General features: G+C 64.4%; 24 protein-coding genes. 14 read left to right on the plus strand and 10 right to left on the minus strand.

What is annotated here, in order from left to right; translation table 11 throughout:
• Positions 1-54 precede the first annotated feature (54 nt).
• Entirely contained in the window at positions 55-279 is a 225-nt protein-coding gene (locus N1058_RS16000; RefSeq protein ID WP_265518609.1) for a hypothetical protein, read from the plus strand.
• A gap of 28 nt (positions 280-307) precedes the next feature.
• Here the strand turns inward: N1058_RS16000 and N1058_RS16005 are convergent, their stop codons facing one another.
• Complete coding sequence (locus N1058_RS16005) at positions 308-1,105, minus strand: IclR family transcriptional regulator domain-containing protein (RefSeq protein ID WP_265518610.1); 798 nt, start codon at positions 1,103-1,105, stop codon at positions 308-310.
• Between the two features lie 93 nt (positions 1,106-1,198).
• On the opposite strand from N1058_RS16005, the gene N1058_RS16010 reads away from it, so the two are divergent.
• The 4 genes from N1058_RS16010 to N1058_RS16025 all read left to right on the plus strand — a co-directional run bounded on the left by N1058_RS16010 (position 1,199) and on the right by N1058_RS16025 (position 4,548).
• Positions 1,199-2,056: a CoA transferase subunit A gene (locus tag N1058_RS16010; protein WP_265518611.1), complete on the plus strand. Its 858-nt coding sequence runs from the start codon at positions 1,199-1,201 to the stop codon at positions 2,054-2,056.
• Entirely contained in the window at positions 2,053-2,865 is an 813-nt protein-coding gene (locus N1058_RS16015; RefSeq protein ID WP_265518612.1) for a CoA-transferase subunit beta, read from the plus strand. The genes N1058_RS16010 and N1058_RS16015 overlap by 4 nt, the downstream gene beginning before the upstream one ends.
• A complete protein-coding gene (gene pcaF, locus N1058_RS16020) occupies positions 2,858-4,063 on the plus strand; it encodes a 3-oxoadipyl-CoA thiolase (protein WP_265518613.1) in 1,206 nt (401 codons plus the stop codon). The genes N1058_RS16015 and pcaF overlap by 8 nt, the downstream gene beginning before the upstream one ends.
• A gap of 125 nt (positions 4,064-4,188) precedes the next feature.
• On the plus strand, positions 4,189-4,548 hold the full coding sequence (locus tag N1058_RS16025; protein ID WP_265518614.1) for a YciI family protein: 360 nt from the start codon (positions 4,189-4,191) through the stop codon (positions 4,546-4,548).
• Between the two features lie 31 nt (positions 4,549-4,579).
• Here N1058_RS16025 and N1058_RS16030 read toward each other — a convergent pair whose 3' ends face one another.
• From N1058_RS16030 to puuE, 4 genes are read right to left on the minus strand one after another with little or no spacing between them, the layout of a single operon-like run.
• Positions 4,580-5,173 (minus strand): nucleoside deaminase, encoded by a 594-nt coding sequence (locus tag N1058_RS16030; RefSeq protein WP_265518615.1) that lies wholly within the window; start codon positions 5,171-5,173, stop codon positions 4,580-4,582.
• Entirely contained in the window at positions 5,170-5,670 is a 501-nt protein-coding gene (locus tag N1058_RS16035) for an ureidoglycolate lyase (RefSeq protein ID WP_265518616.1), read from the minus strand. The genes N1058_RS16030 and N1058_RS16035 overlap by 4 nt, the downstream gene beginning before the upstream one ends.
• A gap of 13 nt (positions 5,671-5,683) precedes the next feature.
• Positions 5,684-6,520 (minus strand): bifunctional allantoicase/(S)-ureidoglycine aminohydrolase, encoded by an 837-nt coding sequence (locus tag N1058_RS16040; protein WP_265518617.1) that lies wholly within the window; start codon positions 6,518-6,520, stop codon positions 5,684-5,686.
• Between the two features lie 10 nt (positions 6,521-6,530).
• Positions 6,531-7,964 (minus strand): allantoinase PuuE, encoded by a 1,434-nt coding sequence (gene puuE, locus N1058_RS16045; protein WP_265518701.1) that lies wholly within the window; start codon positions 7,962-7,964, stop codon positions 6,531-6,533.
• A 183-nt stretch (positions 7,965-8,147) separates the two neighbouring features.
• Between puuE and uraH the strand changes: the two genes are divergently transcribed.
• Genes uraH through xdhC form a run of 4 tightly spaced genes read left to right on the plus strand, consistent with a single transcriptional unit; the run spans position 8,148 to position 13,160 of the window.
• A complete protein-coding gene (uraH, locus tag N1058_RS16050; protein WP_265518618.1) occupies positions 8,148-8,513 on the plus strand; it encodes a hydroxyisourate hydrolase in 366 nt (121 codons plus the stop codon).
• Complete coding sequence (xdhA, locus tag N1058_RS16055; RefSeq protein ID WP_265518619.1) at positions 8,514-9,989, plus strand: xanthine dehydrogenase small subunit; 1,476 nt, start codon at positions 8,514-8,516, stop codon at positions 9,987-9,989. It begins immediately after the preceding gene.
• The gene (gene xdhB, locus N1058_RS16060; protein WP_265518620.1) at positions 9,986-12,322 is read left to right on the plus strand and encodes a xanthine dehydrogenase molybdopterin binding subunit; all 2,337 of its coding nucleotides are present in this window, start codon (positions 9,986-9,988) and stop codon (positions 12,320-12,322) included. The genes xdhA and xdhB overlap by 4 nt, the downstream gene beginning before the upstream one ends.
• A gap of 37 nt (positions 12,323-12,359) precedes the next feature.
• On the plus strand, positions 12,360-13,160 hold the full coding sequence (xdhC, locus tag N1058_RS16065; RefSeq protein WP_265518621.1) for a xanthine dehydrogenase accessory protein XdhC: 801 nt from the start codon (positions 12,360-12,362) through the stop codon (positions 13,158-13,160).
• A 24-nt stretch (positions 13,161-13,184) separates the two neighbouring features.
• Here xdhC and N1058_RS16070 read toward each other — a convergent pair whose 3' ends face one another.
• The gene (locus N1058_RS16070; protein WP_265518622.1) at positions 13,185-14,105 is read right to left on the minus strand and encodes a LysR family transcriptional regulator; all 921 of its coding nucleotides are present in this window, start codon (positions 14,103-14,105) and stop codon (positions 13,185-13,187) included.
• 123 nt (positions 14,106-14,228) lie between these two features.
• Here N1058_RS16070 and N1058_RS16075 point away from each other — a divergent pair, with 123 nt between their 5' ends.
• Genes N1058_RS16075 through N1058_RS16085 form a run of 3 tightly spaced genes read left to right on the plus strand, consistent with a single transcriptional unit; the run spans position 14,229 to position 18,038 of the window.
• Positions 14,229-15,443 carry a urate hydroxylase PuuD gene (locus N1058_RS16075; protein ID WP_265518623.1) on the plus strand — a complete coding sequence of 405 codons (1,215 nt, stop codon included), beginning with the start codon at positions 14,229-14,231 and terminating at the stop codon, positions 15,441-15,443.
• 8 nt (positions 15,444-15,451) lie between these two features.
• A complete protein-coding gene (guaD, locus tag N1058_RS16080; RefSeq protein WP_265518624.1) occupies positions 15,452-16,783 on the plus strand; it encodes a guanine deaminase in 1,332 nt (443 codons plus the stop codon).
• Positions 16,767-18,038 carry a glycerate kinase type-2 family protein gene (locus N1058_RS16085; RefSeq protein ID WP_265518625.1) on the plus strand — a complete coding sequence of 424 codons (1,272 nt, stop codon included), beginning with the start codon at positions 16,767-16,769 and terminating at the stop codon, positions 18,036-18,038. Before guaD ends, N1058_RS16085 begins: the two co-directional genes overlap by 17 nt.
• A gap of 2 nt (positions 18,039-18,040) precedes the next feature.
• Here N1058_RS16085 and N1058_RS16090 read toward each other — a convergent pair whose 3' ends face one another.
• From N1058_RS16090 to N1058_RS16100, 3 genes are all read right to left on the minus strand, one after another.
• Positions 18,041-18,661, minus strand: coding sequence for a UdgX family uracil-DNA binding protein (locus tag N1058_RS16090; protein WP_265518626.1), 621 nt, complete (start codon positions 18,659-18,661; stop codon positions 18,041-18,043).
• Positions 18,662-18,862: 201 nt separating this feature from the next.
• A complete protein-coding gene (locus N1058_RS16095; protein ID WP_265518627.1) occupies positions 18,863-19,837 on the minus strand; it encodes a WD40 repeat domain-containing protein in 975 nt (324 codons plus the stop codon).
• Between the two features lie 147 nt (positions 19,838-19,984).
• A complete protein-coding gene (locus N1058_RS16100; RefSeq protein WP_265518628.1) occupies positions 19,985-21,046 on the minus strand; it encodes a CobW family GTP-binding protein in 1,062 nt (353 codons plus the stop codon).
• Positions 21,047-21,222: 176 nt separating this feature from the next.
• Between N1058_RS16100 and N1058_RS16105 the strand changes: the two genes are divergently transcribed.
• Positions 21,223-21,924, plus strand: coding sequence for an intradiol ring-cleavage dioxygenase (locus N1058_RS16105; protein WP_265518629.1), 702 nt, complete (start codon positions 21,223-21,225; stop codon positions 21,922-21,924).
• Positions 21,925-21,928: 4 nt separating this feature from the next.
• Here N1058_RS16105 and N1058_RS16110 read toward each other — a convergent pair whose 3' ends face one another.
• Positions 21,929-22,672 carry a creatininase family protein gene (locus N1058_RS16110; RefSeq protein ID WP_265518702.1) on the minus strand — a complete coding sequence of 248 codons (744 nt, stop codon included), beginning with the start codon at positions 22,670-22,672 and terminating at the stop codon, positions 21,929-21,931.
• Positions 22,673-22,910: 238 nt separating this feature from the next.
• Between N1058_RS16110 and N1058_RS16115 the strand changes: the two genes are divergently transcribed.
• Positions 22,911-23,378, plus strand: coding sequence for a MarR family winged helix-turn-helix transcriptional regulator (locus N1058_RS16115; protein WP_265518630.1), 468 nt, complete (start codon positions 22,911-22,913; stop codon positions 23,376-23,378).
• The last annotated feature ends 72 nt before the right edge of the window (positions 23,379-23,450 follow it).

Consider the following 23,450-nt stretch of genomic DNA (forward strand, 5'->3'; position numbering starts at 1 on the left):
CTCCCGTCAGGTTTGGGGGCCATCTATCGCGCAGTGAATCGAATGAGGCGTACCATGTCATCAGACAAGAACGTTGAAGCGCAGATCGAAGCGTTGTTGGCAAACGACGACTCGATTTCCGTCATCGAATCGCTGCTCGCCCTCCCGCGTGTCGCCGACAGCGATCCGCTGGCCGACGAATGGGAGCGTGCCATGCACGCACGGCTGCAAGCGCGTCTGTCGCGCAAGATGCGCGGCATGATCGGCAAGCGCTCCGCGTCCAACCAGAGCGCGGCGTAGCAACACGAAAGCACTGGCCATCGCCAGGCTACTGGAGCGCCAGGAAATCCTCGATCAGGGCGGCAGCCTGTTTCAACAGCGGAAGTATGGTGCCGTGCATCTCGTCACAGGAAAAACGCGCCGCCTGGGTGGAAACATTGACGGCCGCGCAAATCCGCCCCGCCCGGTCGCGCACCGGCACGGCGATCGAGCGCAGGCCGATCTCCAGTTCCTGGTCGACGATGGCGTAGCCTGCCCGCCCGGCCTCGGCCACAAGGCCGGCCAGCGCCTGCCGGTCCGTAACGGTGTTGGGCGTGTTGGTGCCGATCGACGCCTTTTCGAGAAAACCGGCGAGTTCGGCCGCATCCAGTCCTGACAGCAGCACCCGCCCCATGGAGGTGCAGTAGGCGGGCAACCGAGCTCCAACGGCAAGCTGCACCGACACGATGCGCCGCCCCGCCGCCCGCGCCACATAGACGACGTCCTCCCCATCCAGCACCGCCGCCGAACAGGACTCGCCCAGCGCCTCCGAAACCCCGCGCAGGATGGGCGTCGCATAGCTCCAGACCGAGGCTTCGCCGATATAGGAACGCGCGACCGACAGGAGCTTGGCCGAAAGAACGAACCGACGCTCCCGCTGCTCGGCATACCCTTCCGCGACCAGCGTCAGCAGAAGCCGGCGCGCTCCGGCGCGGGTAAGGCCTGCCAGTTCGGCAACTTCGGTCAGCCGTAATCCGCCCGGGGCGCGGGACAGGATTTCCACCACCGCCAGCCCCTTTGCCAGCGAGCCCACATGATCGCGTTGTACGGCCACATCTTCCTGCATGGTCAGTCGACTTCCTGCCATTGACGCCTTCCGTTGACTCATTTCCTCGATCAGCGTAAATAGGTATTGCATATAATACTTTTGTTCGCAATACGAACACAGGAGGAGAGGCCGATGGCGCGCATGATGCCCCTGGACGAGGCGGTGCGGCAGAATCTTCGCCCGGGCGACACCGCCGCCTTCGAGGGCTTTACCCACCTCATCCCCACCGCCGCCGCCCACGAGGCGATCCGCCAGAAAATCGGCAACCTGACGCTCATCCGCATGACGCCGGATGTGGTCTACGACCAGATGATCGGCATGGGTCTGGTGAAGAAGCTCGTCTTCTCCTATGCCGGCAATCCCGGCGTCGGCCTCCTGCGGCGCATGCGGGATGCGGTGGAGAACGGCTGGCCGCAGGCGGTCGAGGTGGAGGAGCATTCCCATGCTGCGATGGCCAACGCCTATGAGGCGGGCGCGGCGGGCCTTCCCTGCGCAATCTTCCGCGGCTATCGCGGTGCCGAGCTCGCCCGCGTCAACCCGAACATAAAGTCCGTCACCTGCCCCTTCACGGGCGAGCAGCTTGCTGCCGTCCCCGCGATAAGGCCGGACGTCACCTTCATTCACGCCCAGAAGGCCGACCGCAAGGGCAATGTACTGGTCGAGGGGATCATCGGCATCCAGAAGGAAGCGGCCCTGGCCGCCAGACGCACGGTCGTGACGGTCGAGGAGATCGTCGACGATTTCAGCAACGCCCATCCCAACCTGTGCATCCTGCCCCACTGGACCATCGATGCGATATCGCTCGTGCCCGGCGGCGCCCATCCCTCCTACGCCCATGGATATTACGCCCGCGACAACGCGGCCTATCTGGAATGGGACGAGGTCTCCGCCGACCGCGAGCGGTTCCAAGCCTGGATGGAGGAAAATGTCCTGAACGCGGCTCCGCAGGACTTCGCCAACCGTGTGGAAAAGCTGAGGACGGCGCAATGACCCGACAGGATTTCACCCCGAACGAGATGATGACCATCGCCGCCTCGCGCGCGTTGACCAGTGAGGACGTATGCTTTGTCGGCATCGGCGCACCTTCGGCGGCCTGCAATGTCGCCCGCCTCACCCATGCGCCCGACATCACGCTGATCTACGAGTCGGGCACCATCGGAACCGCGCCGGACGTGCTGCCGCTTTCCATCGGCGACGGCGAATTGTGCGAGACCGCGCTGACCACCGTTTCCGTGCCGGAAATGTTTCGCTATTGGCTGCAGGGCGGCCGCGTCTCCATAGGTTTCCTCGGCGCAGCGCAGCTCGACCGTTTCGGCAACATCAATACCACGGTCGTCGGTGACTATGATAAGCCCAAGGTGCGGCTGCCGGGCGGCGGCGGCGCACCGGAGATCGCCACCTCGTCCGGCCAGGTCTACATCACCATGGCGCAATCGAAACGCGGCATGGTGGAGAAGATCGACTTCTATACCTCCTTCGGCCACGGCGATGGCGGCAACCACCGCCAGCGCCTCGGCATCGACACCAAGGGCCCGACGCTGCTGATCACCGACCTTGCCATTTGGCAACCGGACCCGGAGACGAAGGAGTTTACCGTCGTCTCCCTCCACCCCGGCGTCACCCGCGAACAGGTACAGGAAACCTGCGGCTGGACGGTCAAATTCGCCGACCGGCTGGAAGAGACGCCGCCGCCGACACCGCTCGAGCTTTCCACGCTCAGGGACTTGAAGGCTCGCACCGAAAGGGCGCACAAAGGCGCCGAAGCGCCTGGTGCGAGGAAAGGATCGAAAGATGGCTGAAGCCTTTATCTGTGACTATATCCGCACACCCATCGGCCGCTTCGGCGGCGCGCTTTCCTCCGTCCGTGCCGACGATCTGGCGGCGCTGCCGATCAAGGCGCTGATCGAGCGCAATCCCGGCATCGACTGGGCCGCCATCGACGACGTATTCTACGGCTGCGCCAATCAGGCGGGCGAGGACAACCGCAACGTCGCGCGCATGGCGGTACTGCTTGCCGGCCTGCCGGTCCAGGTGCCCGGCTCCACCGTGAACCGCCTCTGCGGATCGGGCATGGACGCGGTCACCATCGCGGCGCGCGCCATCAAGGCGGGCGAGGCCGACATCATGATCGCCGGCGGCGTGGAATCCATGAGCCGCGCGCCCTTCGTCATGCCCAAGGCCGAAACCGCCTTTTCCCGGAATGCCGAGATCTACGACACGACCATAGGCTGGCGCTTCGTGAACCCCGTCCTGAAAAGGCAGTACGGCGTCGATTCCATGCCGGAGACGGGCGAGAACGTCGCCGAGCAGTTCAAGGTCAGCCGCGCCGATCAGGACGCCTTCGCCGTGCGCAGTCAGGAAAAGGCCGTCGCCGCCCAGGAAAACGGCCGGTTGGTCAGGGAGATCGTTCCCGTCACCATACCCCAGCGCAAGGGCGATCCGGTCGTGGCCGGGAAGGACGAGCACCCCCGCCCCGGCTCGAGCGTCGAAAAGCTCGGCAAGCTGCCCACTCCCTTTCGCGAGAACGGCACGGTGACCGCCGGCAACGCCTCCGGCGTGAACGACGGCGCCGCCGCGCTCATCGTCGCCTCCGAGCAAGCCGCGAGGAAGTACGGCCTCACGCCCATCGCCCGCATTCTCGGCGGCGCGACGGCCGGCGTCGAGCCCCGCATCATGGGCATGGGCCCGGCCCCCGCCACCAAAAAGCTCTGCGCCCGGCTCGGCCTCAGGCCTTCCGACTTCGATGTCATCGAACTCAACGAAGCCTTCGCTTCCCAGGGCATCGCCGTCCTGCGCGAGCTCGGAATTCCCGAGGACGCACCCCATGTCAACGCCAATGGCGGCGCCATCGCGCTGGGCCATCCGCTCGGCATGTCCGGCGCCCGCATCACTGGCACCGCCGCCCTCGAACTGCGCGAGAAAAACGTAAAGCTGGCGCTTGCCACGATGTGCATCGGCGTCGGCCAGGGCATCGCGCTGGCCCTGGAGCGGGTTTAGTCGGCAAACGGCGACCTTGTGCCCCTCAGCCGTCAGGATCAGTCGGGAGCGGAAAGTTTCTGTCTCCCGCAGCGACTGCGGCAATGCTAGACTTCATGCGGCGGGCCAGAGGGAAGGAGACCGCAGTGAAACGCTTTCTGGCAATTTATATCGGAACGATGGCGGCCGTGGAGAAGGCCCGAGCGGCATCGAAGACGGACGAGGAATGGCAGCAGAATGTGAGCCGGGGCATGGAAGCCTGGGGCGCCTGGATGGAGCGGCACAAGGCGCGTATTCTTGATGCGGGCGGGCCGCTCGGCAAGACAAAGAAGGTCGACCCCAACGGGATTGCCGACACGCGCAACACGGCATCGGGCTATGTCGTCCTTGAGGCGGATAGCCACGAAGCGGCGGCCGAACTGTTCCGCGACCACCCACATTTTTCGATTTTTCCCGGTGATTCCGTGGAAGTAATGGAGATCCTGCCCATGCCCCGTGGCGAATGAGGCTCACCGCGCCTCAACGACACGCAGGCCGTTAGTTCAGCGGAATGTCGTTGTCGGCCTTTTTATCCTGATAAGCGGCGGAAAGCTCGGCATAAAGGACAGTGATTGCCTCGATACGGGCTTCCAGCCGCGCCTTCTCCTCCAACGGCAGTCCCGCCAGGAGCTTCGGAATCGAACGGGCGGACCAAAAGGCGTTGTCGGCGTTGTAGCCGCCAGGCTCCAGCCCAAACACTTCCTTCAATATCTTCAGATCGTGCGGGATAGCGAAACTGTCGCGGGAATCCTCATGGCTGAAGAGATAGTAGAAATTGTCGAACCCGGTCCAGGTGATGGCCGAAAGGCACAGCGAACAGGGTTCGTGCGTTGACAGGAAGATGCAGTCCTTCGTGGCCGGCCGCGCGTCTTTCGGCAGCTCGTAGAACTGCTTCAGCGCATGAACCTCGCCATGCCATAACGGATTTTCGATCTCGTTGTTGGTCTCGGCGACGACCACCGAGAAATCGCTTTTCCTCAGTACCGCCGCCCCGAATAGCTTGTTGCCCGCCCTCACGCCTTCGGCCGTCAGCGGCACGATCTCCCGCTCGATCACATCGAGCAGACGGTGGATGAAGGATGCATCCTTCATGGGTTCTCCCCAACATGGATCATGAAAGGCTCGTCGAAGAAGAACTCTTCGAGATTGTTGCCCTCGCCGCCCCGGTCAACGACGAGGAAATCCTGCTCCTTGCCGATCGGCGTCAGCACCGCATGCCAGACATTGCGCGCATAATTCACGCCCTGCCCCGGCGCCGTGATGAAGGCGCGGGGCTCGCCGGGAGCGCCGTCAATATCCGGGCACACCGCGACGAGGAATGGACGCTCCGACAGCGGCATGAACGCCTGGCTGCCGAGCGGATGCCGCTCGACCATGCCGAGCGCCAGCGGCAGTGTGTAGGGCCTGCCCCTGAAGACGTTGATCAGCACCCGCGCGCCTTCGCCCGCCGCCTCCACGCGCGCCAGATCGTGAAAGCGCCGGCAATTGCCCTCATTGATGAGAAAGCTGTCGGCTCCCTGTGTCTCGATGACGTCGCCGAAAGGCGCGAAAGCCTCCCGTGTCAGCGATTGCGCTTCGATGCGCTTCATGGGTCGAGCTCCTTCAACGGAACGGCGGACCGAGCTTGGGATGGCGGTTCACATCCTTGTAGAGCAGATAGCGGAACGGGCCCGGCCCGCCCGCGTAGCAGGCCTGCGGGCAGAAGGCGCGCAGCCACATGAAGTCGCCTGCCTCCACCTCGACCCAATCCTGGTTCAGCCGATAGACCGCCTTGCCCTCCAAGACGTAGAGCCCGTGCTCCATGACGTGGGTTTCGGCAAAGGGAATGACCGCGCCCGGCTCCAGGGTTACGATCGTCACATGCATGTCGTGGCGAAGATCGTCCGCGTCGACGAAACGCGTGGTGGCCCATCTGCCCTCGGTCTTCGGCATCGGCGTGGGCGCAATATCCTTCTCGTTGACGAAGAACGCCTCCGGCGCCCCGATGCCTTCTTCCATCGGCTCGTAGGCTTTGCGTATCCAGTGGAACCGCGCCGGCTCGCTGCCCGTGTTAAAAAGGCTCCAGCCCGCGGAAGGCGGCAGATAGGCATAGCCCCCTTCGCCCATCACATGCTCGCTGCCCTCGTGGGTGACGACCACTTCGCCGGACACTACGAACAGAACGCACTCCGCCGTTGAATCGGGCTCCGGGCGCGAACTGCCCCCGCCGGGAGCCACTTCCACGATGTACTGGGAGAACGTTTCGGCAAAGCCGCTTAACGGCCGGGCGATGATCCAGCAGCGCGTCTCTTCCCAGAACGGCAGCCGGCTCGTCACGATATCGCGCATCACCCCCCTTGGAATGACCGCATAGGCATCGGTGAAGACGGCCCTGCCCGTCAGAAGCTCATCCTGCCCCGGATGCCCGCCGGTCGGCGCATAATAGCGGCGCGCGCTCATATCGTTCTCCTCATGAAGGCAGCAGGTCCCTGAGCCGGTGCCAGGCGATACGCTCCACCTGGCCGCAGGCCGTGGCGAATTCGGTTTCGCGGTCGTTGGCAATGCGCTGCTGGAATGCCCGCAGAATGCTTTCCTTGCTGTTGTCCTTGACCGCGATGATGAAGGGAAACCCGAAAGTCTCCACATATTGCGCGTTGAGACGGCTGAATGTCTCGCGCTCCTCGTCCGTCAGCGCATCGAGGCCGGCCGAGGCCTGCTCCCGCGCCGATTCCGCCGTAAGGCGCTTGGCCGCGGCAAGCTTGCCCGCCAGGTCCGGGTGGGCGGTGAGAACGCGGAGCCGCTCCTCGTTGCTCGCGGAACGAAACGCCCGGCACAGCGCATTGTGCAGCCCTTCGGCGCTGTCGTGGGCGGGGCCCAGTTCCAGCCTGTGCGCCCGCTCTGCAATCCATGGAGAGTGTTCGAACACGCCGCCGAACCGCTCGACGAATTCGGCCAGCCCCATGCGGCTGGGGCGCACCCTCGGCGCCTCGTAGGGGTGCGTCGTCATCCAGTGGGCGGCAATGTCCGCCCGCCGCGCCAGCCAGACCCCGTTGTGGTCCTTCACATGGTTGATGAAGCGCTGCAGGGCGGCGGCCCGGCCCGGTCGCCCCGCCAGGCGGCAGTGAAGTCCGATGCTCATCATCGCCGGCCGGCCGGCGGCACCTTCCGCATAGAGTGTATCGAAGGTGTCCTTCAGATAGGTGAAGAACTGGTCGCCGGAATTGAAGCCCTGCGCCGTGGCGAACCGCATGTCGTTCGCATCCAGCGTATAGGGAATGACGAGCTGCGGTCGCGTGGCGTTGCCCTGCCCGTCATGGTCGAGCCAATAGGGAAGGTCGTCGTCATAGGTGTCGGAGATCCAGTCGAAACCACCCTCCTCCATGGCGATCCTGACCGAATTCACCGAAGTGCGGCCGAGATAAAGTCCGCGCGGCCGCTCGCCGACCACTTCCTCGTGCAGCCGGACGGCCGCCGCGAGGTCGGCTCTTTCATCCTCCTCCGCATGGTCGCGATAGTCGATCCAGCGCAAACCGTGCGAGGCGATCTCCCACTCGGCTTCCTTCATTGCCGCCACCTGCTCGGGCGAGCGGGCGAGCGCGCTTGCCACGCCGAACACCGTCACCGGCACATCCTCCGCCGTGAACATCCGGTGGAGCCGCCAGAAACCGGCGCGGGCGCCGTAATCGTAGATCGATTCCATGTTCCAGTGGCGCTTGCCCGGCCAGGGCGCTGCACCCACGATCTCGGAAAGGAACGCCTCGGATGCCGCGTCACCATGCAGCACGCAGTTTTCGCCGCCTTCCTCGTAATTGACGACGAACTGCACGGCAATACGCGCACCACCCGGCCATTTCGGGTTCGGCGGATTGGCTCCATAGCCGCGCATGTTCCTGGCGTATCGCATCACGCTTTCACTTCCTTTCCAGCCGGTTCGCCGGGCGACAGGATAGCCGATCGCCCGGAACAGGCATTCCCTTGAAAAATTTGAAAGACTTTTTGCGCCTCTCTCATACCCTCCCCCTTATGCTAGTCATTGATTTGCCGCACAATCGGCCAGGAACAAAACAATGAATGCAAGGGGAGACCAATGGGCAAGCCCGGCGAAGGCCGGCTGACGACGCATGTGCTCGACACCGCCTCGGGCCGTCCCGCAGCCGGCATGGAAATCGCGCTCTACCGGTTCAACGGCGAGGGCCGTATGCATCTCAAGACCGTCATCACCAATGCAGACGGGCGCTGCGATGCGCCGCTGCTTGAGGGCAACGCCTTCGCGCCCGGCGAATACGAGCTCATATTCGAAGCCGGCAACTACCTGCGCAAACAGGGCATGAGGCTGCCTGCACCGGCTTTTCTCGACCGCGTGCCGATCCGCTTCGGCATCGCCGAACACTCCCACTACCATGTGCCGCTGCTCGTTTCGCCCTATGGTTATTCCACCTACCGAGGGAGCTGAATGCCCGAAATCCGCCATCAGATCCGGTTTCTCCTGAACGAGAGCGATGTTTCGCTGGCCGAGGTCGCGCCGGATGAAATGCTGCTCGACTATCTGCGCCTGCGCCGCCGCCTGACCGGTACCAAAGAAGGCTGCGCCGAGGGCGATTGCGGCGCCTGCACGGTCCTGGTTGGCCGCATTGCCGGAGACGAGCTCGTCTACGAGGCCGTCAATGCCTGCATCCGCTTTCTCGGCTCGCTCGACGGCTGCCATGTGGTCACGGTCGAGCATCTGAAGCGGACGGACGGGACGCTGCATCCGGTGCAGCAGGCCCTGGTGGACCATCATGGCTCCCAATGCGGTTTCTGCACGCCAGGTTTCGTCATGTCGCTCTACGCCCTCTGGATGCGCTCCCCCCAGCCGAGCGACCAGGCGATAGACAAGGCCCTTCAGGGAAACCTCTGCCGCTGCACCGGCTACGAACCCATCGTCAAGGCCGCGCGGGCCATCACGGGCTACGGCGCGCCGCAGGCCGATCCGCTGCATGGCGAGCGGGCGCGGGTGCGCGCGCGGCTTTCGGCCATGGCTGATGGAAGCCGCGTCGAGATCGGCAAAGGTGCAAACCGCCTCCTCGTGCCGGCCGATGTCGACGACCTGGCCGAAATCCTGCAGGCTGAACCCAACGCGACCATCGTCGCCGGCTCCACCGATGTCGGCCTGTGGGTCACCAAATTCATGCGCGACATCGCGCCTGCCGTGTTCATCGGCGGGCTGGGCGCGTTGCGGGCGATTGAGGAGGGCACGGCCGGCATCACCTTCGGTGCCGGCGTCAGCTATTCGGACGCTTTCTCCGTCCTTTCAGGCAGGATACCGCCGCTGGGTCGGCTGATCGACCGCATCGGCGGGGACCAGGTGCGCAACATGGGAACCATCGGCGGCAACATCGCCAACGGTTCGCCCATCGGCGACATGCCGCCGCCGCTGATCGCGCTGGGCGGCTCCCTCACCCTGCGCAAGGGCGATACGCGCCGCACCATCGCGCTCGAAGACTATTTCATCGACTATGGCAAGCAGGACCGGGCGCCGGGAGAATTCGTAGAGAAGATCCATGTACCGCTGCCCAACCCGGACGCCCGCTTTGCGGTATGGAAAGTGTCCAAGCGCCGCGACGAGGACATCACCGCCGTGCTGGGCGCCTTCAACGTCACCGTGCGCGACGGGTCCGTCGCGCAAGCCCGTATCGCCTATGGCGGCATGGCCGCCACGCCAAGGCGGGCAAAGGCCGTCGAGGCGGCACTCGTCGGGCGACCGTGGTCGCAGGAAACGGTCGATGCCGCCCTTGCCGCCTATGAGGTGGATTTCACGCCCATCAGCGACATGCGCGCATCGGCCGAATACCGCATGATGGCGGCGAAGAATCTTCTGCGGCGCTTCTATCTGGCAACGTCCGGTGGCGCGATGCCTCTGGAAGTCGCCCGCTATGAGGTGGCGCAATGACCAGACACGAGCCGCTCGACCTCAAGAAGGCGGAAATCTCCGGTGGCGTGGCCACCGACCGCCGACACGATTCCGCCCATAAGCATGTTACCGGCGAAGCCGTCTATATCGACGACATGGCAGAGCCGGCCGGCACGCTACATGCCTATCTAGGCCTGTCGACGGTCGCCCACGGCATTATCAAGTCGATGGACCTCGGTGCGGTGGCCGCCGCGCCCGGCGTCGTCGCCGTTCTGACCCACGAAGATGTTCCCGGCACGAACGACATCAGCCCGGCGGGCCTCGACGACGAGCCGATTTTCGCGCCCGACAAGGTGCAGTTCCTCGGCCAGCCGGTTTTCGCCGTTGTCGCCGAAACGCGAGAGCAGGCCCGCCGGGCCTGTTCCCTGGCCAGGATTGAATATGAGGACCTGCCGGCGCTGATCGACATCGCAGAGGCCGGCGAAGATGCCCGCCTCGTCACCAAACCGCTCACCCTGCAGCGCGGCAGCGTGGGCCCGGCGCTCCAGGCAGCGCCCAGGCGCATCTCCGGCCGGATGCGCGTCGGCGGGCAAGATCATTTCTACCTTGAAGGCCAGATCGCCTTCGCCATGCCGGGCGAGGATCAGGACGTGACCGTTCACTCCTCCACCCAGCACCCGAGCGAGGTTCAGCATATGGTCGCCCATGCGCTGGGCGCGCCTTCCCACGCCGTCACCGTCGAGGTGCGGCGCATGGGCGGCGGCTTCGGCGGCAAGGAGACGCAGGCCAATCTGTTTGCGGCGGTCGCCGCCATCGCCGCGAAGAAAACGGGAAGGCCGGTCAAGATCCGCCCCGACCGCGATGACGACATGACCGCCACCGGCAAGCGCCACGATTTCCTGATCGACTACGACGTCGGCTTTGACGAGGAAGGGCGGATACTGGGCGTCGATTTCACCTACTCGGCGCGCTGCGGCTTTTCCGCCGATCTCTCCGGCCCGGTCACGGACCGGGCGCTGTTTCATTGCGACAACACCTATTACTACCCGTCGGTGCGGGCCATCTCCCGCCCGCTCTACACCAACACCGTCTCCAACACCGCCTTTCGCGGTTTCGGTGGCCCGCAGGGCATGCTGGGTGCCGAACGCATCATCGATGAGGTGGCTTTCGCGCTGGGCCGCGACCCGCTCGAAATCCGCAAGCGCAACCTCTACGGCGAAACCGACCGCAACGTGACGCCCTATCACCAAACCGTCGAGGATAGCGAAGCCGCGCGCGTGATCGAGGAACTGGAGATCAGCGCCGGCTACGCGGACCGCCGGCGCGAGATCGCCGAGTTCAACGAGCGCAGCCCCATCGTCAAGCGGGGCATTGCGCTGACGCCGGTCAAGTTCGGCATCTCCTTCACCGCGACCCATTTCAACCAGGCGGGCGCGCTTGTGCACGTCTACACGGATGGCTCCATCCATCTCAATCATGGTGGCACCGAGATGGGACAGGGCCTCTACGTCAAGGTCGCCCAGATCGTCGCCGAGGAATTCCAGGTCGATATCGAGCAGGTGAAGATCACCGCAACGACCACCGGAAAGGTGCCCAACACCTCGGCCACCGCTGCCTCGTCCGGTTCCGATCTCAACGGCATGGCCGCGCAGAACGCCGCGCGCCAGATCAAGGACCGCCTGATCGATTTCGCAACCGGCCAATATGAGGTTCCAAAGGAGCAGATAGAATTCCTGCCCGGCCGGGTGCGCGTCGGCAACCAGGAAATCCCTTTCGCCGAACTGGTGCGCCAGGCCTATATGGCCCGGATCCAGCTTTCCGCCGCCGGCTTCTACAAGACGCCGAAGATCCATTGGAACCGCGACAAGGGCAAGGGCCGCCCCTTCTACTATTTCGCCTATGGCGCGGCCTGCTCGGAAGTCTCGGTCGACACGCTGACGGGCGAATATGTCGTCGAGCGCACCGACATCCTCCACGAGACCGGACGTTCGCTCAACCGGGCCATCGACATCGGCCAGATCGAGGGCGGCTTCATTCAGGGCATGGGCTGGCTGACCACGGAAGAACTCGTCTGGGACGACAAGGGCCGGCTGCGCACCCATGCGCCCTCCACCTATAAGATCCCGCTGGCCTCCGACCGGCCGAAAATATTCAACGTGGAACTGGCCGACTGGGGTGAAAATCGCGAGAAGACCGTTCACCGCTCCAAGGCCGTCGGCGAACCGCCCTTCATGCTGGCCATGTCCGTCCTGCACGCCCTGTCGGACGCCGTGGCAAGCGTCGCCGGTCATAAGATCTGCCCGAGGCTCGATGCGCCGGCCACGCCTGAACGCGTGCTGATGGCGGTGGAGCGCCTGCGGGCGGAGGGTTGACCATCCAACGCCGGCGCTGCCGGGAAACCGAAAGCCCATGACACCGACCGCCGACCGCCTCCAAACCTTTCTCGACGCCGCGCCTGCTGCGGCGCTGATCGAGGTGCGCGAGGCGAAGGGATCGACCCCGCGCGAAAAAGGCGCTTGGATGCTGGTTTCCCCCGAAGCCATCTTCAACACGATAGGCGGCGGCCAGCTCGAATTCCTGGCGATAGACAAGGCCCGGGAGCTGATCGAACGGAACATCGAAACCGGCGCCCTCGACATTCCGCTTGGCCCCGAGATCGGCCAATGCTGCGGCGGCCATGTCGGCCTCGACATCCGCATCGTCACCGACAGCGAACGCGCCCGGATGCTGGAGCGCGCCAGCGCCGAGGATGCAGCCCAACCCCATGTCTACCTGTTCGGCGGCGGGCATGTCGGCCATGCGCTGGCACGGGCGCTCGCCCTGCTACCCGTCCAGGCAGTGGTGGTGGAAACCCGGCGGGAAGCGCTTGAGGACTTCCCGCCCGACGTCGAAACACGGCTGACCGCCATGCCCGAGGAGATGGTGCGCGCCGCCCCGCCGGGTTCTGCCTTTGTCGTGCTCACCCACGATCACGCGCTCGACTTCCTCATCGTCTCCGAAGCGCTGGCGCGCGAGGATGCGGCCTATGTTGGCATGATCGGCTCGAAGACCAAGCGCGCGACCTTCAAGAGCTGGTACCTGAAAAACGGCGGCAGCGAGAGCCGCCTTGCCCGGCTCGTGACCCCCATCGGCGGGAGCCATCTGCGCGACAAGCGCCCGGCGGTGATCGCGGCCATGGTGGCCGCCGAGCTGATGGCCGCACTGGCGTAGAGCCGCCGCCCTGGCCGAGAGCCGTTACCGCCCCGTCAGCGCCTCGCCGATCAGGCGCTGGCAGCGCTCCGCCATGAAATCGACCAGCAGCCGCACCTTCGGGTCCTGATATTTCTTGTGCGGATAGACCGCGGCCAGCTTGATCGGGACCGGCGGCGTTTCCGGCAGGACGACCTTGAGCCGCCAGTCGCGCAGGAAAGGCTCTATCTCGAAGCGCGGCTTGTTGATGATGCCCCGGCCCGAAAGCGCCCAGCCCGTGATGACATCGCCGTCATCCGTATCGAACGGTCCCCGCACCTCGAATTTTCGCGGACCTTCCGATGTTTGCAGGGTCCAGAAATATTCGCGCAGGCCGGGAAACCGCAGCATCAGGCAATCGTGCCCGTCCTCCACCAGCTGCTCGGGCCGTTCCGGTATGCCGCGCCGCGCCAGATATTCGGGCGAGGCGGCCAACACCCGCTCGCAATCCATGATGCCGCGCATGCGCAGGCTGGAATCTTCGAGAAGCCCCAGCTTGAAGGCCACGTCGATGCCTTCCTTCATCATGTCGACCTCATGGTCGGACAGGCGAAGCCTGACCTGTATGTCGGGATAGCGGTCACGGAAGTCCGGTATGCCGCTCGCGATCATCCGCCGCCCGAGGCCGAGGGGCGCCGTCATACGGATGATGCCGCGCGGCTGCCCCGAAAGCGCGGCGACGGAAGCCTCGGCCTCCGACACCGCCTCCAGCACCTTCTTCGCGCCCTCATAGAACACCCGCCCCTGCTCGGTCGGCATGAGCTGCCGCGTGGTGCGGTTGAACAGGCGCACGCCGAGATATTTTTCCAGCTCCTTCACCCGGTTGGAGGCGACGGCCGGAGAGATGCGAATGTCGCGCCCGGCGGCCGAAAGATTGCCGAGTTCCACCACCCGGACGAAGACTGCTATGTTGTCGAGATAAGCCATGCTGGCATTTCAATCCTGTCGCGAGGGTATTTTCCAGAAAATTTTGAAAGTCATCGTGCCGGCGCCCTCTTTCCGTTTGCCGCTCAATCCGTAAACCTCGCATCAAAAGGAGCGGGAACGAACATGGACGACATCGCCGTAATCTGGGACTGGATCGGCTTCGCAGTGCGCTGGCTGCATGTGGTGACCGCGATCGCCTGGATCGGCTCGTCCTTCTACTTCATCGCCCTCGATCTCGGCCTGCGGCGCGACAGACCTCTTCCGGAAGGCGCGGCGGGTGAGGAATGGCAGGTCCATGGCGGCGGTTTCTATCACATCCAGAAATATCTGGTCGCGCCCGCCGCCCTGCCCGAGCATCTGACCTGGTTCAAATGGGAATCCTATTGGACCTGGCTGTCGGGAGCCGCGCTCCTGGCCATCGTCTACTATGCCGGCGCTGATCTCTACCTGATCGACCGCAACGTGCTGAACATCTCCGTTCCCGTCGCCATTCTCATTTCGATGGTCTCCATCGGGCTCGGCTGGGTTCTCTACGACCTTCTGTGCAAGTCGCAGCTCGGCCGCAACGACACGACCCTGATGCTTGTGCTCTACGCCATTCTGGTGGCGATGAGCTGGGGCTATACCCAGCTTTTCACCGGCCGCGCCGCCTTCCTGCATCTGGGCGCCTTCACCGCGACCATCATGACCGCCAACGTCTTCCTCATCATCATCCCCAACCAGAAGATCGTGGTCGCCGATCTGAAGGCCGGCCGAAAACCCGACCCGAAACTGGGTGCGCAGGCAAAGCAGCGTTCGCTGCACAACAACTACCTCACCCTGCCCGTGGTTTTCCTGATGCTGTCGAACCACTACCCGCTGGCATTCGGAACCGAGTTCAACTGGGTCATCGCCTCGCTGATCTTCATCGTGGGCGTGCTGATCCGGCACTATTTCAACACGGCCCATGCGGGCAAGGGCCACCCGCACTGGACCTGGGGCGCAGCGGCAGTGCTGTTCATCGTCATCATGTGGCTGTCCACCGTTCCCGCCGTCCTGACGGGAGAGCGGCAGGTCAGCGCCGCCGAGGAACGCTTCATCGCCTCTGCCCACTTTCCCGCCGTCCGAGACACGGTGATGGGCCGCTGCGCCATGTGCCATGCCGCTGAGCCGGCCTATGACGGCGTGCCCATCGCACCCAAGAACGTCAAGTTCGATACCGACGCGGAAATCGCGGCCCACGCCCGCGAGATCTACCTTCAAGCCGGCCGCAGCCACGCCATGCCGCCCGGCAATGTGTCCGGCATGAGCGAACAGGAGCGCCGATTGCTGGTAACGTGGTTCGAGGAAGCACGGTAAAGGAAATCATGACTCAAACTCTTATCCGCGGCCGTGTGCTGACATTCCTCCGCGAACCGCAAGGTCAGGGCGATCACCAGGCCTATTCCTACGAGGAAGACGGCGCCGTCCTGATCGACAGCGGCAGGATCGTCGCCCGCGGAACCTATGGCGAAGTCAGCCGCGCGGCCGCGCCCGGTTGCACGACTGTCGACCACCGCCCGCACCTCGTCATGCCCGGCTTCATCGACACGCACGCCCATTTCCCGCAAATGCAGGTGATCGCGAGCTTCGGAACCGAACTGCTCGACTGGCTCAACAAATACACATTCCCCGAGGAGGCGCGCTTCGGCGATCCTGCCCATGCCGCCCGCATCGCCGAATTCTTCCTCGACGAACTCGCTCGCCAGGGCACGACCACCGTCGCCGCCTATTGCTCGGTTCACCCGCAAAGCGCCGACGCCCTGTTTGAGGCCGCCGCCCGCCGCGACATGTGCATCGTCGCCGGCAAGGTGATGATGGACCGCAACGCCCCCGACAATCTCGTCGACACGCCCCGGACCTCCTACGACGACACGCAAGCGCTGATCCGGCGCTGGCACGGCAAGGGCCGCGCCCGCTACGCCATCACGCCCCGCTTCGCCATCACCTCCAGCCCCGAGCAGATGGAGATGGTCGCCGCGCTCGCCCGCGAACATCCCGATCTGCACATCCAGACCCACCTGTCCGAAAACCGCGACGAGATCGCTCTTGCCTGCTCGCTCTATCCCGAAGCGCCGGATTATACGGGAATCTATGAGCGCTACGGCCTGACCGGCCCCAAAAGCCTGTTCGGCCACTGCATCCATTTGAGCGAGCGCGAGGCCGACGCCCTTTCCGAAAGCGGCTCGGTTGCCGTCTTCTGCCCGACGTCGAACCTCTTCCTGGGCTCCGGCTTGTTCGACTACCAGCACTATCGCCGCCGGGCGAAGCCCTTGCGCGTCGCGGTCGCCACCGATGTAGGCGGCGGCACCAACTATTCGATGCTGCGAACGATGGACGAAGGTTACAAGGTGATCGCGTTACAGGGCGAGAAGCTGAATCCTCTTGCCTCCTTCTGGCAGATCACGCGGGGCAATGCTGAGGCGCTCGCCCTCGCCGATGAGATCGGAACGCTGGACAGCGGCACCAGCGCCGACATCGCGATCCTCGACGCCGGCGCCACCCCGGCCATGGCCTTGCGCATGGAGCGGGCAAAAACCCTTGCGGAAGAGCTTTTCGTGCTGCAAACCCTCGGCGACGACCGTGCCGTGGTGCAAACCTACGTCGCGGGCAAGGCGATGAAAGGGAGCACGGACGGCGGTGATGGCATCAGGGATTGAACCGAAGAAATTCTTCGCCTCGCTCTTCGAGGCCGCCGTCGCCGCGGCAGACCCCGAGAAGACGATCCGCGATTTCCTTCCTGAGAAGCCAAAGGGCCGCACAATCGTCATCGGTACCGGCAAGGGCGCCGCGCAAATGGCGCAGGCCTTCGAAAACGCGTGGGACGGTTCGTTCGAGGGAGCCGTTGTCACCCGCTACGGCTACGGCGCCCCTACCCGCCGCATAAAGGTCTACGAAGCGGCTCACCCGGTGCCGGATAAGGCAGGCCTCGAAGGCGCCAGGGTGCTCATGGAACTCGTCTCCGGCCTGAGCGAGGACGACCTTGTCGTCGCCCTCATCTGCGGCGGCGGCTCGGCGCTCCTGCCGGCCCCGGCGGGAAACCTGACGCTGGAAGACGAAATCGCCGTCAACGAAGCGCTGCTCGCCAGCGGCGCGCCGATCTCGGCCATGAACACGGTGCGCAAGCACGTCTCCGCCATCAAGGGCGGGCGGCTGGCCGCTGCCGCCCATCCCGCGCGCGTGGTCTCGCTCGTCGTTTCGGACATCCCCGGCGACGATCCCGCGCTCGTGTCCTCCGGCCCTACCGTGCCCAGCGCGGCCACCCGCGCCGAAGCGCTGCAGATCGTGGAAACTTTTCGGCTCGACCTGCCGGAAGCGGTGATGCGCCATCTGAACTCCGACGCCGCCGACGCTCCCTTGCCCGGCGACACCTGTTTCGCCGGAAACGACGTACAAATCATCGCCTCGGCCGCCCGCTCGCTGGAAGCGGCCGCCGCCGCCGCGCAGCGCCATGGCGTCACCCCCGTCATCCTGTCCGACGCCATCGAGGGCGAGGCGCGCGAAGTAGCGGGTGTCCATGCCGCGATCGCTCGTGAAGTCGCGCAGCGTGATCGGCCCTTCAGGAAGCCCGTCATCATCTTGTCGGGCGGCGAAACCACCGTCACCATCAAGGCAAAAGGCGGACGCGGCGGACGCAACGGCGAATTCCTGCTGGCCCTGGCAATCGGCATAGACGGCGTGACGGGCATCGATGGCTTCGCCGCCGATACCGACGGCATAGACGGCTCGGAAGACAATGCCGGCGCCTTTGCCGACCACACCACCGCCACCCGCCTGCGCGCCGCCGGACACGATCCCAAGGCCCTGCTCGCCGCCCATGACAGCTGGGGTGCGTTCGATGCGCTGGGCGATCTCTTCGTTCCAGGGCCGACCGGGACCAACGTCAACGATCTGCGAGCAGTGCTGGTGAGATAGCACTACCCGCTCATCAGTGCCTTCACCTTTCGCAGATCCTCGCAAAACCGCTCGCGCTCGCGCTTCTTGTCGACCGCATTGGGGATGCGCAGCAAATAGGACGGGTGCACCGTTATCACCACCGGCACGCCCTCCACGCTCTCCAGCACGTCGCCGCGCAGCTTCGTGACTGGAACCTGCCTACCCACCAGCGCCCGGGCTGCCGTTGCGCCCAGCGCCACCGCCACTTCCGGCTTGATCAAGGTCAGTTCCTGGTCGAGCCACCAGCGGCAGGCCTTTATCTCGCCGACGTTCGGCTTCGAGTGGATGCGGCGTTTGCCGCGCGGCGCGAACTTGAAGTGCTTGACGGCATTGGTGACATAGGTCTTTTCCCGATCGATCCCCACTTCTTCAAGGATCGCGTCGAACAGGCGCCCCGCCGGCCCCACGAAAGGCCGGCCTTCGATATCCTCCCTGTCACCCGGCTGTTCACCAACGAAGACGACGCGCGCCACGCGTCCTCCCTCGCCGAACACCGTTTGCGTCGCATGTTTGTAGAGGTCGCAGCGTGTACAGCCATCCGCCTCCTCGCGCAGGGCCTGCAGGGAGTTGAACGGAAGTTTTCCGGCGGGACGGTCGCCCATTTATCCTCCAATAGCCGCTTCAGCGCAAAAGCTGCACGGTCACCGAAGGTTCCAGCGCGCGGCGAAAATGAGCGGCGGACACGCGGGAAGATCAAATATCTGGGAGCGCCGTTGAACCGGATCAGGCCGAGGGGTTTTCAGGCGCCGGAAGCGCTGGGACGCGCCTTTGAGGCCGGTACTGACCCTTCTTGAAAAGGACTTTCAGAAGGAGATGTCGACTACGCCGCTTTCCCCCTCTCCGCTGCCGAAGGCAAGCCTGCGGCCCTCGCCATCCCAGGCCAACGCGGTAATCGCACCCTTGCCGGGACGGCGCAGAAGCACTTCCTTGGCGTCGGCGCAGCGCACCGCCAGAACCATACCGTCGCCATAGCCGACCGCGACGATCTCCTCCGTGGGATGAAACGCGACCTGGGTGACCGCCGTGTCGCCGCGCGTGCCGAGCTCCAGCGGCGCCTTGCCCATTGGGCCGTCCTTGGCCTGAAACGGCCAGACGATGGCCGCCGGCGCGCCGGACGTTGCCAGCCATCTGCCCTTGGGCCCCCACGACCAGCTTTTCACCTTGGCGGGATAGCCGGCCATGCGCATATGCTTGCCGTCGGCCAGTTTCCAGCCGTGCAGCGCATTCTCCTGCATCGTCGTGACCAGGAACTTGCCATCCGGCGAAAAGGATACGGCCGTATGCGCCCCCGCCCATTCAAGCTCCACCGGCTTGCCTTCAGTCGCGGGAAAATGCAGCGTCGCCCCGTTGTAACGGGCGACCGCCAGCCGCATGCCCTTGGGCGCGAAGGCCAATCCCTCGACCGACCGCGCATGGGCAAACGAGCGCGTCCTGCCGTCGGAAAACCGCACCACCGCTTCACGCCCGGCAGCGAAAGCCACCGCGCCCTGCGGCCCGGCGGCAACGTCGGTGATCCATTTGCGGCCTTGCTCGGCCAGCACGTCAACGGCGCCATCGACTGATACCGCCGTCACCCGCCCGTCTTCGCCGCCACATATCAGGCGCCCGGCATCGAGGTCAGGCGCTGCAGCCAGCAGGCCGTCATGGGCCTCAGTCCATTTGTGGCCGTGATCGAGCCTGTGCACGACACCGTCCGCGAGCGCGAAATGCGGGATGTCGTTCAGCCAGGCAGCGGCGATGCAATGGGCATCGAGATCGAGTGGGGCGACTGTTGGCATGCTTGGGACCCAGGGTATGTCATCAATTGTCGGATTTTGAGTCGAAAACGGCTGTTAACCGGAGCGGAGCGTACTCGAGGTACGTGAACACCGGAAGCGCGGAAAATGGCCGTTTGCAGGCCAAAAGACGATGCTTGATGACATATCCTACGCTTGGCAGGCCTCGAAGGTGCGCTTGAGGCGTTCCATGTCGAGGTCGCGGCCAATGAAGACGAGCCGGCTTTCGCGCTTCTCGCCCTCTTTCCAGGCGCGCTGGTGATCGCCTTCGACGATCATGTGCACGCCCTGTACCACATAGCGCTCCGGATCGTCGTGAAAGGCGATGATGCCCTTGAGGCGCAGGATGCTCGGCCCGTCCATCTGCGTGGTCTGTTCCATCCACGGAAAGAACTTCTTGGGATCCATCTCGCCAGCCCGCAGCGAAATCGATTTCACACCCGCATCGTGGATCGGTGAGACTTCACCGTGATGATGATGATGATGGTGGTCGTGACCGTGATGGTCGTGGTCATGATCATGGTCGCAATCCGGTCCGCAGACATGGTCCAGATCGTTGTGATCGAGAAAATGCGGATCGTTGTCCAGCGCCCGCTTCAGGTCGAACGCGCCGCGGTCCAGCACCGCGTCCAGCGCCACTCCGGCCCGCTCGGCACGGTGGATCCGGGCGGAAGGATTGATGGCGCGGATCGTCGCCTCCAAACGCCTGAGCTCGTCCTCGTCGACCAGGTCGGTCTTGTTCAGGATGATGACATCGGCAAAGGCGATCTGATCCTCGGCCTCGTTGGAATCCTTCAGCCGCAACGGCAGGTGCTTGGCATCGACTAGCGCCACCACGGCGTCGAGCCTGGTCTTGGCCCGCACGTCGTCGTCCATGAAAAAGGTCTGCGCCACCGGTGCAGGGTCGGCAAGGCCTGTGGTCTCCACGATGATGGCGTCGAAACGGCCGGCCCTGCGTGTCAGCCCCTCGACCACGCGCACGAGGTCGCCGCGCACGGTGCAGCACACGCAGCCATTGTTCATCTCGTAGATTTCCTCGTCAGATTCCACGATCAGATCATTGTCGATGCCGATCTCGCCGAACTCGTTGACGATGACCGCGTATCGCTTGCCATGGTCCTCGGTGAGGATGCGGTTCAGGAGCGTGGTCTTGCCGGAGCCGAGATAGCCGGTCAGCACCGTAACCGGGATTTGCGCGTTCTGTTCGGACATGAATTCCCTCTCGGGCGAAAATGATGGGTCGCCGTCCATATAGGATACCAGGCAAGGTTTTGCACGAGGGAGAATCTGCCGCGGGGCGGCCCGATCATTACCAAAGCTTCATTCGTCTTTACCGTCTTTGCGTCCTATCCTCCAGAAAGACGAAGTCAGGGAGCAGAGAACGGACGATGAAACGGATCACCCGGCGCAATGTCTTCGCCTTCCTCGCTGTCACCGCCGGCGGGGGGACGTTTCTGACTGCCGGACTTTTCGGCAGGATGCGGTCGGTGGCCGCGGCAGAGTCTCTCATCACGGGCGCCGGCATATGCTCCATCATGCCCGAAACAACCGAAGGTCCTTTTTATTTCGACCCCGCACAGGAACGCTCGGACATCACCGAAGGACGACCCGGCGTGCCGATGCGGCTGCGTCTGCAGGTGGTCGACGCCGCCTGCACGCCCATTCCCGGCGCGCGGGTCGACATATGGCATTGCGACGCCGAGGGCCGTTATTCGGGCTACCCGCGACAGCCAGGCGGGCTCGATACAACGGGCGAAACCTTCCTGCGTGGCACGCAGCTCGCCGATGAAAACGGCATCGCCACCTTCACCACCATCTATCCCGGCTGGTATCCGGGCCGCACGCCGCATATCCATTTCAAGGCGTTTCCAGACAGCGGCAGCGTTTTGACTGGACAGATGTTCTTCCCCGATGCGCTGAGCCGCGACATCTATGAGAACATCCCGCCCTATAACGACCGCCCCCTCGACGGCATCACCTGGAATGCGCGCGATGGCATCGCCCGGCGCGCCGGCGATGCCGCCCTTGCGGAAATGGCGCGGGCAGGCCAGCGTCTCGATGCGGCGCTCGTCGTGGCCGTGGCGGGCTGACCTTCTATCCCTTCAGCGCCGCAAGATCGAAACGGTCGACATCGGCAAGAAGGCCGAGAAAGCCGTCGACCGCATGGTCGAGGATCGCCTTGCCCGCTGCGGCGGTCGCCGCCGCCGCGTTGCCCGTCACGCCTTCGGGCGACAGATCCCGCATCTTCCAGCCGAAAGCATGCGGCCCATAGGCGCGCAGATGTTCGAAGTCGGACGCGAACCTTTCCTGCGCCGATTTGAAATCCCGCGCCTTGTCCATATCTACCAGATCGGGCCGCAGCGCCAGCATGACGGAGGTCTCGATGAGCCCGCCGTGAATGCCAAGCGCCCGTTCCTGCGGGGTCACGACCTCCGGCGGATAGCCGAAACGCGTCCAACTCGTGGCGACCGCCAGCATGCGGTGCCGCACGCGCAGTTCCGTCGCCACGATCGTCATCAGCGGCGCGTTGCCTCCATGGGCGTTGAGCATGACGAACTTGCGCACGCCCTCGGCGTTCAACCTTTCGCCGATGCCGATCCAGCGCTCGACTGCTTCGCCATAGGCGAGCGTCTCCGTGCGCTCGTCATCGCCATGCTCGATGGAATATCCGATCTTCTCGACTGGAAGGAATGTGACCGGCAGCCTGTCCGGCAGGCGCTCGGCGGCGAGCCTGGCAACGCCTTCGGCGATGATCCAGTCGGTCTGCGGCGGCAGGTGCGGTCCGTGCTGCTCGGTCGCTCCCAGCGGCAGCACCGCGATGCGTTGATGGTCGGCCAGCCTCTTTCCTCCCTGTCGCGAGTCTTTGTCATAAGAATGATACGCCGATTTGGCATTAGCCTGGAAAGTATCCGATGTGCGGGCACGCTAACGCATCGGCCAAAAAATCGGAATCGGTTTTCGGAAACCGATGCGGCTGGGAATGCCGGTTGCCATGATTGGGGGGCCGGCTATGCTTTGCCGGGGCGCGCGCTCTGGGTCGTCTCGGGCTCAAAGCAGGCCATAGAGGGATGGATGGATGGCAAAGTCGTCTAAAGGTACGGTAATAAGCCGGCTGCAATCGGCCGCGCGCCTGTCACGCACCGCACTCGCGGAAAAACTTCTCGACCAGGGTCTTTACGCCGGGCAGGACAAGATCATGCTCGCGCTGTTCCAGGAAAACGGCCAGACGCCCAGCGAACTGGCCGCGAAGCTCGGCGTACGGCCGCCGACCATCACCAAAACCATCAACCGTCTGGCTGCCCAGGGCTTTCTCGAAAAGCGCGCCTCCGAGCAGGATGCGCGGCGGGCCCATGTCTTCCTCACCGAGAACGGTGAGCAGGCGATCCGCGCCATCGAGAAATCGGTGCGCAAGACCGAGAAGCAGGCCCTGAAGAGCCTCGACAAGAAAGAGCAGAAGGCCCTCGTGAAGCTGCTGGCCCGCATCGAGGCCAACCTTTCCAGGGGCGCGCCGCAGGTCGAGGAAGAGATCGAAGAAGAGGCCTGAGGGTGCCGCCCGCATATTGATAAGGCGTCCTTACGGTTATTCTTGATCTTGCCGAACTATACGGCACAATGG

It is taken from the genome of Nitratireductor luteus, assembly GCF_026162365.1.
In the GTDB taxonomy this organism is placed as follows: domain Bacteria; phylum Pseudomonadota; class Alphaproteobacteria; order Rhizobiales; family Rhizobiaceae; genus Chelativorans; species Chelativorans luteus.